Here is a 14,262-nt window from a genome sequence, read left to right on the forward strand (position 1 = left end):
CGTAAGCATGGCATCCTTACCGCGGCCCGGACCGAACCACTATGGACGACACGAGCCTTCCCGGACTTCCTCCAGCCTCCGGCGATAGAATCGGACCAGTTGCACCGACCCGAAGGACTTTGATTCCATGCCCAGCATCTCCAGTGCCACCAGCGAGGCAGCCGCGCAGCAGCAAGGCTCCAGCACATCTGTTGAGGAACGGCCGCTGCCCCCGATGACCCGCGACCGCCCGTTCGCGTGGCTGCTGCTGATTACCGGCGTCATTGGCTGGATTGCGTCCGGAATCCTGGTGCTGGAAAAACTCGAGGTCCTCAAGGACCCCGGCCACGTCACCGTGTGCGATGTGAACCCGTGGATCTCCTGTGGCCAGGTCATGCAGACGCCGCAGAGTTCGGCGTTCGGCTTCCCCAACATGTTCATCGGCATCGTGGCCTTTGCCGTCATTATCACCACCGCGATGGGCCTGCTGGCCGGCGCCAAGTTTGCCCGCTGGTACTGGCTGGGCCTGCAGGCCGGCGTGACCCTGGGCTTCGCGTTCGTGGTGTGGCTCTGGTCCCAGGCGCTGTATTCCATCCACATCCTGTGCCCATTCTGCATGGTTGTGTGGGCTGCGATGATTCCGCTGTTCGTCTGGGTCACCGTCCGCAATGTCTCCCACGGCGTGATCCGGCTGCCCGAGGGCCCCACCAGGATCCTGGGCGACTCCGGCTGGATCATCACGGCACTGCTGTACGTCGCCGTAATCGCCACCATCTTCTTCGCCTTCATCCAGGTCTTCATCGGGACCTCCGGCTACTAGCGGTTGGACCGCGGTTAACCGCCGCGAGGTGACAGTTAAGGCCAATGTTCATCGCGAACATTGGCCTTAACTGTCACCTCGGCGAGGCGGTGGTCAGTCCGGGGACTTAGTCCTGGAACCAGATCTTGATTTCGCGCTCCGCTGACTCGGCGGAGTCCGAGCCGTGGACCAGGTTCTGCTGCACCTTCAGGCCCCAGTCGCGGCCGAAGTCGCCGCGGATGGTGCCGGGGGCCGCCGTCGTCGGGTCCGTGGTGCCGGCGAGCGAGCGGAAGCCCTCGATCACGCGGTGGCCCTCGAAGATCGCGGCGACAACGGGTCCGCTGAGCATGAACTCGACCAGCGGCTCGTAGAACGGCTTGCCCACGTGCTCCTCGTAGTGCTGCTCCAGCAATTCGCGGCTCGCGTCGACCTTCTTGAGCTCGGCCAGGGTGTAGCCCTTGGCTTCGATGCGGGCGATGATGTTGCCGGTCAGGTTGCGGGTGACGCCGTCGGGCTTGATCAGGACGAGAGTGCGCTCAATGCTCACAACTGCTCCAATGTGTTTGGGGTGGGATTCGGAAACAAGTCTAGTTGCTTTGGTCTTCGGGGTGGGCCGCGTCCCACGCGGCCTGCTCCCGTTCCCGCTGCGCGGACTCGCGGTCAATCCTGATGCCGGTGCGGATCCCGTACCACCAGGCCACCGCGAAGAGTCCGCCGACCACAAACATCGCCGGTTCCAGGATGCCGGTCAGGATCAGCACGATCTGCAGGATCCAGCCCAGCGCGACTCCCCACGGCTTGGAAAGGACCGCGCAGGTGAAGACATACACGAGGCACAGCCCGATCCCCACCGAGAAGATCAGGACCGGCGGGAAGTCGTCCCGCCGCAGTCCGAAGACGGTGAGGGTGCCGAAGAGCACCACAAAGGCTTCCAGCAGCAGCACGGTGGAGGCGAACATGACCTTGGTGGAGCGGCGTTTCTTGGGCATGCCCGGGCGCCATTCGCGCTGGGCCTTGGTGAGTTTCGCCATGGTCTACGCGTCCGCCTTTCCGAGCAGGATCCGGGCGTCCGCGACAAGCGTGATGGACCCGGTGACAAGGACGCCGCCGGCGAGGTCGTCGTTCGATTCGGCACGTTCCACCGCCCACTCGAGGGCGTCGTCGAGCTTCCCGGCGACGTGGATGTTGTCCTCGCCGAACCCCAGTTCCACGGCGAGTTCCGCGAGGTCCTCGGCCGGAACGGCGCGGGGCGAGTTGGACTGGGTGAAGCAGTACTCGGCCGCCAGGCCGCCCAGGGATTCCTTGAGCTGGCGGAGGATTTCCTCGGCGTCCTTTTCCCGCAGCACGCCGACCACCACCACCAGCTTGGTGAAGCTGAACGCCTCGTGGATGGCTTCAGCGGAGACCCGGATGCCCTCCGGGTTGTGCGCCGCGTCCACGATGATGGTCGGCGCGGTGCGCAGGACCTCAAGGCGGCCGGGCGAGGTGACCGAGGCGAAGGCCTCCTGGACAACCTCGGCGTCGAGCGCCTTTTCCCCGCCGAAGAAGGCCTCCAGCGCGGCGATCGCGACGGCGGCGTTCTCGGCCTGGTGCGCGCCGTGCAGCGGGACCAGCAGGTCCTCGTAGCGGCCGGCGATGCCCTGGATGGTCACCATCTGGCCGCCGACGGCCACCGTGCGGGATTCGACGCCGAACTCGACGCCCTCGAAGCGGAACGGGACGTTGGTTTCCTTCGCCTTTTCCAGCAGCACCTGGGCCGCGTCCCGGGGCTGCGCGGCGCTGATAAGGAAACCGCCCGGCTTGATGATGCCGGCCTTTTCGTACGCGATCTCCTCGGTGGTGTCACCGAGGAGGTCCGTGTGGTCCAGTGAGATCGGCGTGACCACGAAGACCTGGCCGTCGCCGACGTTGGTCGCGTCGGTGATGCCGCCCAGGCCCACCTCGATGACGGCGACGTTGACCGGCTGGTCGGCGAAGACCGCGAAGCCGAGGATGGTGAGGCACTCGAAGTAGGTCAGCCGGGGCTGGCCCTCGGCCTCGAGTTCGCCGTCCACGATGGCCAGGTACGGTCGGATCTCGTCCCAGATCCGGACGAAGGTCTCATCCGGCACCGGGGCGCCGTCGATGCTGATCCGTTCGGTGACCTTGGACAGGTGCGGGCTCGTGTACCGTCCGGTGCTCAGCCCGTGGGCGCGCAGCCCGGCTTCGATCATCCGTGCGGTGGAAGTCTTCCCGTTGGTGCCGGTGACGTGGATGATCGGGAACGCCTTGTTCGGCTCCCCCAGGATGTCCATCGCCCGGTACAGCGGGGCCAGCCGGGGCTCCATTTTGTTTTCCGGCGCCCGGCCCAGCAGCTCGGCGTAGACGCTCTCCACGGAGAATTCGTCGGTCATGGTTCAGGCCCCTATCTTTTCGACGGTGATCTTCAGCTCGGTGCCGTCTCCGTTGGAGGACAGACCAAGCTCCATCGTGAGGGTTTCGGTGACCACCAGGTTTTCGTGGGCCTTCACGGCGTCGACGACATCCATCGTGGCGGTGACGTTGGTCCGGATCCGGTCGCTCACGTTCAAGCCGGCATCCTTGCGGGCCTGCTGGATTGCACGGACCATGTCGCGGGCAATGCCCTCCGCTTCCAGTTCCGGGGTGACCTCGGTGTTGAGGACCACGAAGCCGCCGCCGGGGAGGACGGCCGCTGCGCGCGAGCCCTCGCCCTCCGCGGCTTCCGCCACGACGGTTTCCAGGGTGTATTCCTGGGGCTCAAGGGCGAGCCCGCCGGCGGTGACGACGCCGGCGTCGTCGACGCTCCAGTCGCCGGACTTGGAGCCCTTGATGGCCTGCTGGACGTTCTTGCCCAGGCGCGGGCCGGCGGCCCGGGCGTTCACCACGAGCTTCTGTTCGATGCCGAACTCCTCCGGGGAGGCGCTCTCGGCGTCGAGCAGCCGGACGGAGCGCAGGTTCAGTTCATCGGCGACGACGGTGGCGAAGCCGTCCAGCGTGTCCGCGCCGGGTGCCACGACGGTGAGCTCCTGCAGCGGCAGGCGCACGCGGAGGTTCGCGGCCTTGCGCAGCGAGGATCCGGTGGAGCAGATCTGCTGGATCCGGTCCATGGCCTCGACTAGCCCCGGGTTGGCGGGGAACAGGTCCGCGTCCGGCCAGTCGGCCAGGTGCACGGAGCGGCCGCCGGTGAGGCCGCGCCAGATCTCTTCGGAGACCAGCGGCAGCAGCGACGCAGCGACCCGGCAGACGGTTTCCAGCGCGGTGTAGAGCGCGTCGAAGGCATCGACGTTCTCGTCGAAGAAACGCTGGCGGCTGCGGCGGACGTACCAGTTGGTGAGCATGTCCAGGTAGCCGCGGAGTTCGTCGCAGGCCCCGGAGATGTCGTAGCTGTCCAGCTGGGCGGTCATGTTCCGGACGAGGTCCCCGGTGTTGGCCATCAGGTACTGGTCCAGGGTGTCGGAGTAGCCGTCGTAGCGGAGCTTCGCGTCGTACCCGGCCGCTTGTCCTGCTGCAGCGTTAGCGGCATTGGTGTACAGCGTGAAGAAGCTGTACACGTTCCACAGCGGCAGGATGACCTGGCGGACGCCGTCGCGGATCCCCTGTTCGGTGACCACCAGGTTGCCGCCGCGCAGGATGGGGCTGGACATCAGGAACCAGCGCATCGCGTCGGAGCCGTCGCGGTCCAGGACCTCGGAGACGTCCGGGTAGTTGCGCAGGCTCTTGGACATCTTCTGCCCGTCGGAGCCCAGCACGATGCCGTGGCTGATGACGTTGCGGAAGGCCGGGCGGTCGAAGAGCGCCGTGGAGAGGATGTGGAGCATGTAGAACCAGCCGCGGGTCTGGCCGATGTACTCGACGATGAAGTCCGCCGGGTTGTGCGTGTCGAACCATTCCTCGTTCTGGAACGGGTAGTGGACCTGGCCGTAGGGCATGGAACCGGAGTCGAACCAGACGTCCAGGACGTCCTCGACGCGGCGCATCACGGACTGGCCTTCTTCCGGGGTGCGCGGGTCGTCCGGGTTCGGGCGGGTCAGTTCGTCGATGAAGGGCCGGTGCAGGTCCACCTCGCCGGCCTTGTTCAGCGGCAGGCGGCCGAAGTCGGCCTCGATCTCGGCGAGGGAGCCGTAGACGTCGGTGCGGGGGTAGTCCGGGTCGGTGGACTGCCAGACCGGGATGGGGCTGCCCCAGTAGCGGTTGCGGCTGATGGACCAGTCGCGGGCATTGGCGAGCCACTTGCCGAACTGGCCGTCCTTGACGTTGCCCGGGATCCAGTTGATCTCCTGGTTCAGTTCGGACATGCGGTCCTTGAACTTGGTGACCTCGACGTACCAGGAGGACACCGCGCGGTAGATCAGCGGGTTGCGGCAGCGCCAGCAGTGCGGGTAGCTGTGTTCGTAGCTGGCCTGGCGGACCAGGCGGCCCTGGGCGCGGAGCACCTGGGTGATGGGCTTGTTGGCGTCGAAGACCTGGAGTCCGGCGATCTCGGCGAGGTCGCCGTGGCCGAACAACGGCAGGAACTTCGCACCCTCGTCCACGGACAGGACGACGGGGATGCCGGCCTCTTCACAGATCTTCTGGTCGTCTTCACCGTAGGCGGGGGCCTGGTGGACGATGCCGGTGCCGTCGGTGGTGGTGACGTAGTCGGCGACGAGGAAGCGCCAGGCGTTCTCGGTGCCGAACTTCTCGGCGTCGTGGAAGTAGTCCCAGAGCGGCTCGTAGGCCAGGCCGTCGAGTTCGGCGCCGGTGTGGCTGGAGGTGACGGCGGCTTCGGCCGCCGCGACACCCTCGGCACCGTCCCCGTAGCCGAGGTCCTTGGCGTAGGCGCCCAGCAGCTCCGCGGCCAGCAGGAACCTGCCGGCGACGGGAGCCTCGGCAGCGGCGGCCTTGATGCCGTGCGGGCCCGCGGGCAGGACGACGTAGTCGATGGACGGCCCGACGGCGAGCGCCAGGTTGGTGGGCAGTGTCCAGGGCGTGGTGGTCCAGGCGAGCGCCTGCACGCCGGCGAGCTGCCGGGAGAGGTCGGACTCCCCCGCCGTGATCGGGAACGTGACCGTGACGGTCTGGTCCTGGCGGTTCTTGTAGACGTCGTCGTCCATGCGCAGTTCATGGTTGGACAGCGGCGTCTCGTCCTTCCAGCAGTACGGCAGCACGCGGTAGCCGTTGTAGGTCAGGCCCTTCTCGTGCAGCTGCTTGAAGGCCCAGAGCACGGACTCCATGTACTCGACGTTGAGCGTCTTGTAGTCGTTCTCGAAGTCGACCCAGCGCGCCTGGCGGGTGACGTAGCTCTTCCACTCGTCGGCGTACTTCATGACCGACGCGCGGCAGGCGTCGTTGAACTTGTCGATGCCCATGGCTTCGATCTGGGTCTTGTCGGTCATGCCCAGCTGCTTCATGGCTTCCAGCTCGGCGGGCAGCCCGTGCGTGTCCCAGCCGAAGCGGCGCTCCACGCGGCGGCCGCGCTGGGTCTGGTAGCGGCCCACCAGGTCCTTGGCGTAGCCGGTCAGCAGGTGTCCGTAGTGCGGCAGGCCGTTGGCGAAGGGCGGACCGTCGTAGAAGACGAATTCGTTGGACCCGGGCTTTCCGCCAGGCAGGTCGGAGTCGCGCTGGTCGATGCTGGCCTGGAACGTGCCGTCCTCATCCCAGTATTTGAGGATGCGCTCTTCGATCTCCGGGAACTTCACGGAGGCGGATACGCCTGCTGCGTTGGAGGCAGAGGTGGTGGCGCCGGCGCCGGAACGTGCGGCGGAGGCCTTCGGGTAATAAGTCATCTCGACATCCTGGGTTGAGCTGGTGAACAAATGGATTCATTCAGGATGCGAGGACGGCCCCTGCACTGTCTTTCGACAACACCGGCACCGCGGTACCACCTCACTTACCGGCACGGGTCCCGCTTCTTTGGGTAAAGAAGCTGCACCTGCGCCGGCCGCTCATTACTGCTGTGACGGGCTTACCCGTCCGGTTCTACCGGCCCTGGCGCGTGCTGACGTTGCGCCGGGGCGTTCTTCCGGAAGCTCACCGGTGATGGCCGGGTCAAAGCTGTTAGAAGAAGTCTAACAACTGGAATCCGCCCGCAATGCCTACACTGAGTCCCATGATGTTCCGGGACCGGGGCCAGGCTGCCCCAGGAACCCCCGCGCGGACTGCGGCCGCCGGCTGGAGGGTGATGGCGGGGCTGGCTGCGGCGCCCGTCGTGGTGGTCTCCGTGTTCCGTGCCGTGCCGCGGGAATGGCCCACCACCGTTGTCCAGTTGGTGTCCTTCACTCCGTGGCTGGTGCTGCCTGCCAGCGTCTCCCTGCTGTTTGCCGTGCTGGGCCGCCGGCGGTGGATGGCCGGGGCCGCCGCGGGGCTCGTGGCCGTGCAGCTCTTCTGGCTGGTCCCGCTGGACTACGGCCAGGCCGAGGCGGATTCCGCGGAGGGAACAGCCGGGGACACCCTGGAGCTCCGGACGATGAGCCTCAATGCCAAACTCGGCAAGGCGGACGCGGCGGAAATCGTCCGGCTGGTCCGCGAGAACGGCATTACCCTGCTGACGATCCAGGAATACACCAAGGCTCTCGAAGACCGGCTTGGTGCTGCGGGGCTGGCCGAGCTGCTCCCGAACAGGATCAGTGCCCCCGCGGGCCGTGCCTCCGGGAACGCTGTCTACTCGGTCCACAAGCTGGAACGCGCAGGGACAGTGCCCGACTCCTATTTTTCGATGCCGCTGATCCGGCTCACCGCCGAGTCCCAGGGCAAGCACGCCGTCGTCGAGCTGGCGAACGTCCACACGCGGGCTCCCGTGGGCGTCGGCCTGCCGCAGTGGCGCAGCGACCTCGCCGCGCTCGGCCAAGTGGCATCCCGGCCGGGAAATGTGGTGCTGGCCGGTGACTTCAACGCCAGCTACGACCATGCCGAATTCAGGCAGCTCCTCCAGGGTGAGGGCCGGAAGGTGGTGGACGTGGGGATGGCCCAGGGATCGCGCCTGATCCCCACCTGGCCCATGGACGGCCTGCTTCTTCCCGGCATCACGATCGACCACATCGTCACCAGCCCGTCCGTGCGCAGCGCGGGCTATGCGGTGCACGCGGTGCCCGGAACGGACCACGCCGCGATCATGGTGACGCTGTCCGTCCCTGCAGGCGGCTAGGCCACGCAACACGGGGTCACTTCCGGCCCATAAACGGGGGGTTTATGGGCCGGAAGTGACCCCGCGTTGCAGCTACGCCTTGCGGATCAGCTTGTAGTTGGCCGCCTGCGCCACCGGGCGGATCACGATCTGGTCGAGGTTGACATGGTGCGGGGCCACGACGGCGTACCGGACGACGTCGGCGACGTCCGCCGCGGTGAGGGGCTTCTCGACGCCGGCATAGACCTTCGCGGCGGCGTCCGGGTTGCCGCCCAGGCGGTTCAGCGCGAACTCTTCCGTCTGGACCAGCCCCGGAGCGACCTCGATCACGCGGAGGTTGTGCTCGGCTTCTTCGAGGCGCAGGGCGCCGGTGAGCGCATGCTGGGCGAACTTGGCAGCGTTGTAGCCGCCGCCGCCCTCATAAGCGGACAGCCCCGCCGTCGACGTCAGGTTCAGGACCGTGCCTTCACCGCAGGCCCGCAGCATCGGCAGGAACGCCCGGGTGAGCTTCATGGTGCCCAGGACGTTGACCTCGAACATCCATTCCCAGTCCTCGGTCTTGGCGTCGGCCATTTTGTCCGCGCCGCGGGCGCCGCCGGCGATGTTGATGAGGGTGTCGATGCCGCCGGCGCGCGTCACCTCGTCGAGGAGCCGGGCGACGTCGGCGTCGTCGGTCACGTCCGCCGGAAGCGCAATGGCGCCGGTTTCTGCGGCGAGCGCCGCCAGCCGGTCCGCGCGGCGGGCGACGGCGTACACGGTCCAGCCCTCGGCCCGGAGCGCCCGCACGGTGGACTCGCCGATTCCGGTGCTGGCGCCTGTGACTACTGCCGCTTTGGCTGCTGATGTCTTGATGTCGATTTCCTCAGTCATGGCACCACCCTAACGTTTTAGTGCTGCAGGAACTCCAGCAGCACCCGGGCATGGTTCCTCTGCAGGTCCCTCGCCCCGAACAGCAGTGTCACCTTCGGGTGCCGGGCCGCCAGTTCCCTCAGGGTGTCCACGGCCGGGTTGGATTCGAGCTCCGCCTCGTAGGCGGCGCGGAAGTCGGCGAACCGTTCCTGCATGTGCGCAAACTCCGTGCGCAGCGGCGGTGAGGGCGCCACTTCCTTGAGCCACAGCTGCAGCTGGGCGCGCTCCCTGCTGACACCGCGCGGCCAGAGCCGGTCCACCAGGACGCGGCAGCCGTCGTCGTCCGCGGGTTCGTCATAGACGCGCTTGATCACGAAACGTCCGGCAGAATCTTCCATTTCCGCATGTTACTAAAGCCGGCCCGGGAGGCCACCGCGCCCGCCCGCGTCCGGGCGTGAAAGAATTGCTCCATGGCTGAAGACACTCAGGGTACAGACACGCCCACCACCGCCCCCATCAACGTTCCGGACAAGCCCGCCCTTGAGGGGCTGGAAGACGCCCTCACCCGGCGCTGGCTTGACGAAGGGACCTACAAGTTCAACCCGGACACCACCCGGGAGCAGGTCTACTCGATCGACACTCCCCCGCCCACGGCGTCGGGTTCGCTGCACGTCGGCCACATGTTCTCCTACACGCAGACCGACGTCCTGGCGCGCTACCAGCGCATGACCGGGAAGAACGTCTTCTACCCCATGGGCTGGGACGACAACGGCCTGCCCACCGAACGCCGCGTGCAGAACTACTACGGCGTGCGCTGCGATCCCACCACCGCGTACGACGCCGGTTACCGTCCGCCAGCCGAGCCCGCCAAGAACCAGCGCGACTTCGACGTCGTCTCGCGCCGGAACTTCATCGAACTCTGCGAGGAACTCGCCGTCGAGGACGAGAAAGTCTTCGAGAACCTGTTCCAGACGCTCGGCCTGTCCGTGGACTGGGACCTGACCTACCGCACCATCGATGACAAGTCCCGCGCGATTTCCCAGCGCGCCTTCCTGGCGAACCTCGCCGCCGGCGACGCCTACATGGCGGAGGCACCCACCCTGTGGGACGTCACCTTCCGCACCGCGGTGGCCCAGGCCGAGCTTGAGGACCGTGAGGTCGCGGGCGCCTACTACCGCTACCCGTTCTTCACTGAGGACGGCGAAAAGATCTACATCGAGACCACCCGCCCCGAGCTGCTGGCCGCCTGCGCCGCCCTAGTGGCGAACCCCGACGACGAACGGTACCAGCCGCTGTTCGGCAAAAAGGTCACCTCCCCGCTGTTCGGCGTCGAGGTGGAGGTCAAGGCGCACCCGCTCGCGAAGGCGGACAAGGGTTCCGGCGTCGCGATGGTCTGCACGTTCGGTGACCTCACCGACGTCACCTGGTGGCGCGAACTCCAGCTGCCCACCCGCGCGATCGTGGGCCGCGACGGCCGGATCATCGGCGAGACCCCCGAATGGATCACCACCGCCGAAGGCCGCGCGCACTTCGAAGCCATCGCCGGCAAGACCGTCTTCAGCGCCAAGGAAGCCGTGGTGGAGCTCCTGGCCGCCGCGGAGCTCCTCGACGGGGAGCCGAAGAAGATCATGCACCCGGTCAACTTCTTCGAAAAGGGCGACAAGCCCCTCGAAGTGGTGACCTCCCGCCAGTGGTACATCCGCAACGGCGGCCGGGACGCGGAACGACGTGAGCGGCTCATTGCCCGCGGCCACGACATCGACTTCCACCCGGCCTTCATGCGCTCGCGCTACGAGAACTGGATCTCCGGGCTGAACGGCGACTGGCTGGTCTCCCGCCAGCGCTTCTTCGGCGTGCCGGTGCCGGTCTGGTACCCGCTCGACGCCGACGGCAATCCGGACTTCGCGGCGCCGATCGTTCCGTCCGACGCGCAGCTGCCGGTGGACCCCGCAGCGGACGCGGCCCCCGGATTCGAGGAAGCCCAGCGCGACGTGCCGGGCGGCTTCACCGGCGACGCCGATGTGCTGGACACCTGGGCCACGTCCTCGCTCACGCCCCAAATCGTGGGCGGCTGGAGCACCGACGAGGCACTCTTCGCCAAGGTCTTCCCCTTTGACGTGCGCCCGCAGGCCCACGACATCATCCGGACCTGGCTGTTCTCCACTGCGGTCCGCGCCGATGCCCTGCAGGACGTCGCACCGTGGAAGCACGCAGCCATCTCCGGCTGGATCCTTGACCCGGACCGCAAGAAGATGTCCAAGTCCAAGGGCAACGTGATCGTCCCGACCGACGTGCTCGAGGAATACGGCTCGGACGCCGTCCGCTACTGGGCGGCCTCAGCCAAGCTCGGCGCAGACACGGCCTACGAGATCGCTCAGATGAAGATCGGCCGCCGCCTGGCCATCAAGCTCCTCAACGCCTCCAAGTTCGTGCTGAACCTGGGCGCCACCGAGGACTCCGTGGTGTCCTCGGACCTGTCCGTGTTGGGCAACCCCCTGGACCGCGCCGTGCTGGCGCAGCTCGCCGACGTGGTGCAGCAGGCCACGAAGGCGTTCGAGAGCTATGACTACGCCCGGGCCCTGCAGATCACGGAGAGCTTCTTCTGGCACTTCACCGATGACTACGTGGAGCTCATCAAGGACCGGGCCTACGGCGCTGCCGGCGAGGCCGAGCAGGCCTCCGTCCTCGCGGCGCTGGCGACGAGCCTTGACACGCTGCTGCGCCTGTTCGCCCCGTTCCTGCCCTTCGCCACGGAGGAAGTCTGGAGCTGGTGGCGCACCGGTTCGGTGCACCGCGCCGACTGGCCGTCCGCCGTCGCGGTCGACGGCGACACCACCCTGCTGGCCACCGTGGGCACCGCCCTCAGCGGTATCCGCAAGGCCAAGTCGGAGGCCAAGGTCAAGCAGCGCACCGAGGTCCTCTCCGCGACCATCACGGCCTCGGAATCCCTCACCACGCAGCTGAAGGCCGGCCTCGCCGACCTCAAGGCCGCAGCCAACGCACGCGAGCTGACCCTGGTGGGCGGCGACGGCGAACTGGCCGTGAGCGACGTCGTCCTGGCACCGGCGGAGGCGTAGCCAGCGGAATCCGGCCCGCCTGTTTTCAGGCAAAGGGGAAGCCCCATCAGCGTTTTGCCGTTGGTGGGGCTTCGACTTTTCGATTGTCACGTGACGTCTTAGACAATCTGGCAGGATCCTTGGATTTTCAGGTCTTCCTACCTCGTCACTGGTAGCCATCATCTGACTTTGCCGAAGGCTGCGTCGGATGAGTGTCACTGAATCTTTGGTTCCTGCGTCCCTCTTCTTTCGAAGTGGGTAAGTTCTATTCTTGTCCCGCCGTTCCGGATGCACAAGAGCCCCGAAAGAACTACATCGCAGTAATTCTTCCGGGGCTCTTGGCCCGCCGGGCGGGTGCCCGGCGCGGTGTCTCAGGGCCTAGTTGAAGACCGGGCTTTCGGTGCGGCTTCGCTTGATTTCGAAGAAGTAGGGGAAGGATGCCAGGGTCACGGTGGCGTCCCAGATCCGTCCGGCGTCCTCGCCGCGCGGGATGCGGGTCAGGACCGGGCCGAAGAAGGCCGTGCCGTTGAACGCGACGACCGGCGTGCCCACGTCCTGTCCGACCAGGGAGATGCCTGCTTCGTGGCTGGTCCGGAGCTGCGCGTCAAATTCGTCGCTCTGGCCGGCTGCCGCCAACCCGGCCGGCAGTCCCGCCTCGGCCAGCGACTTGGCGATGACCTCGTCGATGTCCTTGTTGCCTTCGTTGTGGATCTTGGTGCCCATGGCGTCATAAAGCGGCTTGATGTACTGCGCACCGTGCTGTTCAGCGGCGGCCGTGATGACGCGGACGGGAGCCCACGCCTTCTTCATGAACTCCCGGTACTGCTCGGGCAGCTCGTCACGGCCCTCATTGAGCACGGCGAGACTCATCACATGCCACTCGGTGCTGATGTCGCGGACTTCTTCCACTTCGCCGATCCAGCGCGAGGTCACCCAGGCAAAGGGGCACATCGGGTCGAACCAGAAGTCGGCTTTGTTGGTCTCTGCTTGGACGGTCAGGGTCTCAGACACAGGTGATCTCCTTAGGAAGTCTGCGGGGGAAAAGTGCACCACTGGCTCGATGACCGGGCGCGTCAAAGGTAACAGCGGACGGTACGGCCTATTTATTCCGGTTCAGGCGGACTTGCGGCGCTTGACGTCGTGCGCAATCATCGTCGGCGCCGCCTTGCTGGAGACGACGTCTTCCGTGATCACCACGGTGGCGATGTCGTCGCGGCTGGGCAGGTCGAACATCACGGGAAGCAGGACTTCCTCCATGATGGCGCGGAGCCCGCGGGCGCCGGTGCCGCGTTCGAGTGCCTGGTCGGCGATCGTGTTCAGCGCTTCCTCGTCGAAGAGCAGCTCGACGCCGTCGAGCTGGAACATCTTCTGGTACTGCTTCACGAGGGCGTTCTTGGGGGTGGACAGGATCTGGATGAGCGCGGCCCGGTCGAGGTTGGACACCGTGGTGATGACCGGGAGGCGGCCGATGAACTCGGGGATGAGCCCGAACTTCAGCAGGTCCTCGGGCATGACCTCGCCATAGGAGTCGGCGTTGTTCTTGACCTCGTTGAGCGGGGCGCCGAAGCCGATGCCCTTGCGCCCCGACCGCGAGCCGATGATCTCCTCGAGCCCGGCGAAGGCGCCGGCAACAATGAAGAGCACGTTGGTGGTGTCGATCTGGATGAATTCCTGGTGCGGGTGCTTGCGGCCGCCCTGCGGCGGAACGGAGGCGACCGTTCCTTCGAGGATCTTCAGCAGGGCCTGCTGCACACCCTCGCCGGAGACGTCCCGGGTGATGGAGGGGTTCTCGCTCTTGCGCGAAATCTTGTCGATCTCGTCGATGTAGATGATGCCCTGTTCGGCCTTCTTGACGTCGTAGTCGGCGGCCTGGATGAGCTTGAGGAGGATGTTCTCGACGTCCTCGCCGACGTACCCTGCTTCGGTCAGCGCGGTGGCATCGGCGACGGCGAACGGGACGTTGAGGCGGCGCGCCAGGGTCTGCGCGAGGTACGTCTTGCCGCAGCCGGTGGGGCCGATCAGCAGGATGTTGGACTTGGCGATCTCCACGTCGTCGTGGTGCACCCCTTCGGCGAGGCTGCCGCTCTTGGGGGCGTGGCCGGCCTGGATGCGCTTGTAGTGGTTGTAGACGGCGACGGCGAGCGAGCGTTTCGCGGGCTCCTGGCCGATCACGTATTCCTGCAGGAAGTCAAAGATCTCGCGGGGCTTGGGCAGCTCGAAACTTCCCAGGTCAGCAACCTCGGCGAGTTCTTCCTCAATGATCTCGTTGCAGAGTTCAATGCACTCGTCGCAGATGTAGACGCCGGGCCCGGCAATGAGCTTCCGAACCTGCTTCTGGCTCTTTCCGCAGAAAGAACACTTCAGCAGATCCGTGCTCTCGCCAATCCGAGCCATATGTGAACCCCTTTGAGTATCTTGCTGCCGCCTGTGACATGTTCCACTCTAGGTCACTTTAGGCCGGTTGGGTGGAAAGCCGA

General features: G+C 66.4%; 11 protein-coding genes. 3 read left to right on the forward strand and 8 right to left on the reverse strand.

The features are described from left to right. Positions 1 to 127 precede the first annotated feature (127 nt). On the forward strand, positions 128 to 799 hold the full coding sequence (locus LDO13_RS10640) for a vitamin K epoxide reductase family protein (protein WP_224046727.1): 672 nt from the start codon (positions 128 to 130) through the stop codon (positions 797 to 799). A gap of 106 nt (positions 800 to 905) precedes the next feature. Here the strand turns inward: LDO13_RS10640 and ndk are convergent, their stop codons facing one another. From ndk to ileS, 4 genes are read right to left on the reverse strand one after another with little or no spacing between them, the layout of a single operon-like run. Then, a complete protein-coding gene (gene ndk, locus LDO13_RS10645) occupies positions 906 to 1,325 on the reverse strand; it encodes a nucleoside-diphosphate kinase (RefSeq protein ID WP_224046728.1) in 420 nt (139 codons plus the stop codon). A gap of 40 nt (positions 1,326 to 1,365) precedes the next feature. Then, positions 1,366 to 1,809 (reverse strand): DUF4233 domain-containing protein, encoded by a 444-nt coding sequence (locus LDO13_RS10650; protein WP_224046729.1) that lies wholly within the window; start codon positions 1,807 to 1,809, stop codon positions 1,366 to 1,368. A gap of 3 nt (positions 1,810 to 1,812) precedes the next feature. Continuing rightward, positions 1,813 to 3,171, reverse strand: coding sequence for a folylpolyglutamate synthase/dihydrofolate synthase family protein (locus tag LDO13_RS10655; protein WP_224046730.1), 1,359 nt, complete (start codon positions 3,169 to 3,171; stop codon positions 1,813 to 1,815). 3 nt (positions 3,172 to 3,174) lie between these two features. Continuing rightward, positions 3,175 to 6,543, reverse strand: a complete 3,369-nt coding sequence (gene ileS, locus LDO13_RS10660; protein WP_224046731.1) for an isoleucine--tRNA ligase — start codon at positions 6,541 to 6,543, stop codon at positions 3,175 to 3,177. Positions 6,544 to 6,866: 323 nt separating this feature from the next. Between ileS and LDO13_RS10665 the strand changes: the two genes are divergently transcribed. Next, positions 6,867 to 7,901 (forward strand): endonuclease/exonuclease/phosphatase family protein, encoded by a 1,035-nt coding sequence (locus LDO13_RS10665; RefSeq protein ID WP_224046732.1) that lies wholly within the window; start codon positions 6,867 to 6,869, stop codon positions 7,899 to 7,901. A 72-nt stretch (positions 7,902 to 7,973) separates the two neighbouring features. Here LDO13_RS10665 and LDO13_RS10670 read toward each other — a convergent pair whose 3' ends face one another. Then, the gene (locus tag LDO13_RS10670) at positions 7,974 to 8,750 is read right to left on the reverse strand and encodes an SDR family oxidoreductase (protein WP_224046733.1); all 777 of its coding nucleotides are present in this window, start codon (positions 8,748 to 8,750) and stop codon (positions 7,974 to 7,976) included. A gap of 17 nt (positions 8,751 to 8,767) precedes the next feature. After that, positions 8,768 to 9,127, reverse strand: a complete 360-nt coding sequence (locus LDO13_RS10675; protein WP_224046734.1) for a DUF488 family protein — start codon at positions 9,125 to 9,127, stop codon at positions 8,768 to 8,770. A gap of 72 nt (positions 9,128 to 9,199) precedes the next feature. Here LDO13_RS10675 and valS point away from each other — a divergent pair, with 72 nt between their 5' ends. Further along, the gene (gene valS / locus LDO13_RS10680) at positions 9,200 to 11,806 is read left to right on the forward strand and encodes a valine--tRNA ligase (RefSeq protein WP_224046735.1); all 2,607 of its coding nucleotides are present in this window, start codon (positions 9,200 to 9,202) and stop codon (positions 11,804 to 11,806) included. 357 nt (positions 11,807 to 12,163) lie between these two features. On the opposite strand, the gene LDO13_RS10685 is transcribed toward valS, so the two are convergent. Continuing rightward, positions 12,164 to 12,736: a disulfide bond formation protein DsbA gene (locus LDO13_RS10685; protein ID WP_263422167.1), complete on the reverse strand. Its 573-nt coding sequence runs from the start codon at positions 12,734 to 12,736 to the stop codon at positions 12,164 to 12,166. 162 nt (positions 12,737 to 12,898) lie between these two features. Further along, entirely contained in the window at positions 12,899 to 14,179 is a 1,281-nt protein-coding gene (clpX, locus tag LDO13_RS10690) for an ATP-dependent Clp protease ATP-binding subunit ClpX (RefSeq protein ID WP_224046737.1), read from the reverse strand. Positions 14,180 to 14,262: the final 83 nt, after the last annotated feature.

Origin of the sequence: Arthrobacter sp. NicSoilB4, assembly GCF_019977335.1 — a bacterium.
Taxonomy (GTDB): domain Bacteria; phylum Actinomycetota; class Actinomycetes; order Actinomycetales; family Micrococcaceae; genus Arthrobacter.

Excerpts from the sequence above, each read along its gene's own strand:
- LDO13_RS10640 (WP_224046727.1), top strand. The coding sequence starts at position 128 with ATGCCCAGCATCTCCAGTGCCACCAGCGAGGCAGCCGCGCAGCAGCAA.
- LDO13_RS10650 (WP_224046729.1), bottom strand. The coding sequence starts at position 1,809 with ATGGCGAAACTCACCAAGGCCCAGCGCGAATGGCGCCCGGGCATGCCC.
- LDO13_RS10655 (WP_224046730.1), bottom strand. The coding sequence starts at position 3,171 with ATGACCGACGAATTCTCCGTGGAGAGCGTCTACGCCGAGCTGCTGGGC.
- ileS (WP_224046731.1), bottom strand. The coding sequence starts at position 6,543 with ATGACTTATTACCCGAAGGCCTCCGCCGCACGTTCCGGCGCCGGCGCC.
- LDO13_RS10665 (WP_224046732.1), top strand. The coding sequence starts at position 6,867 with ATGATGTTCCGGGACCGGGGCCAGGCTGCCCCAGGAACCCCCGCGCGG.
- LDO13_RS10670 (WP_224046733.1), bottom strand. The coding sequence starts at position 8,750 with ATGACTGAGGAAATCGACATCAAGACATCAGCAGCCAAAGCGGCAGTA.
- LDO13_RS10675 (WP_224046734.1), bottom strand. The coding sequence starts at position 9,127 with ATGGAAGATTCTGCCGGACGTTTCGTGATCAAGCGCGTCTATGACGAA.
- valS (WP_224046735.1), top strand. The coding sequence starts at position 9,200 with ATGGCTGAAGACACTCAGGGTACAGACACGCCCACCACCGCCCCCATC.
- LDO13_RS10685 (WP_263422167.1), bottom strand. The coding sequence starts at position 12,736 with ATGTGCCCCTTTGCCTGGGTGACCTCGCGCTGGATCGGCGAAGTGGAA.
- clpX (WP_224046737.1), bottom strand. The coding sequence starts at position 14,179 with ATGGCTCGGATTGGCGAGAGCACGGATCTGCTGAAGTGTTCTTTCTGC.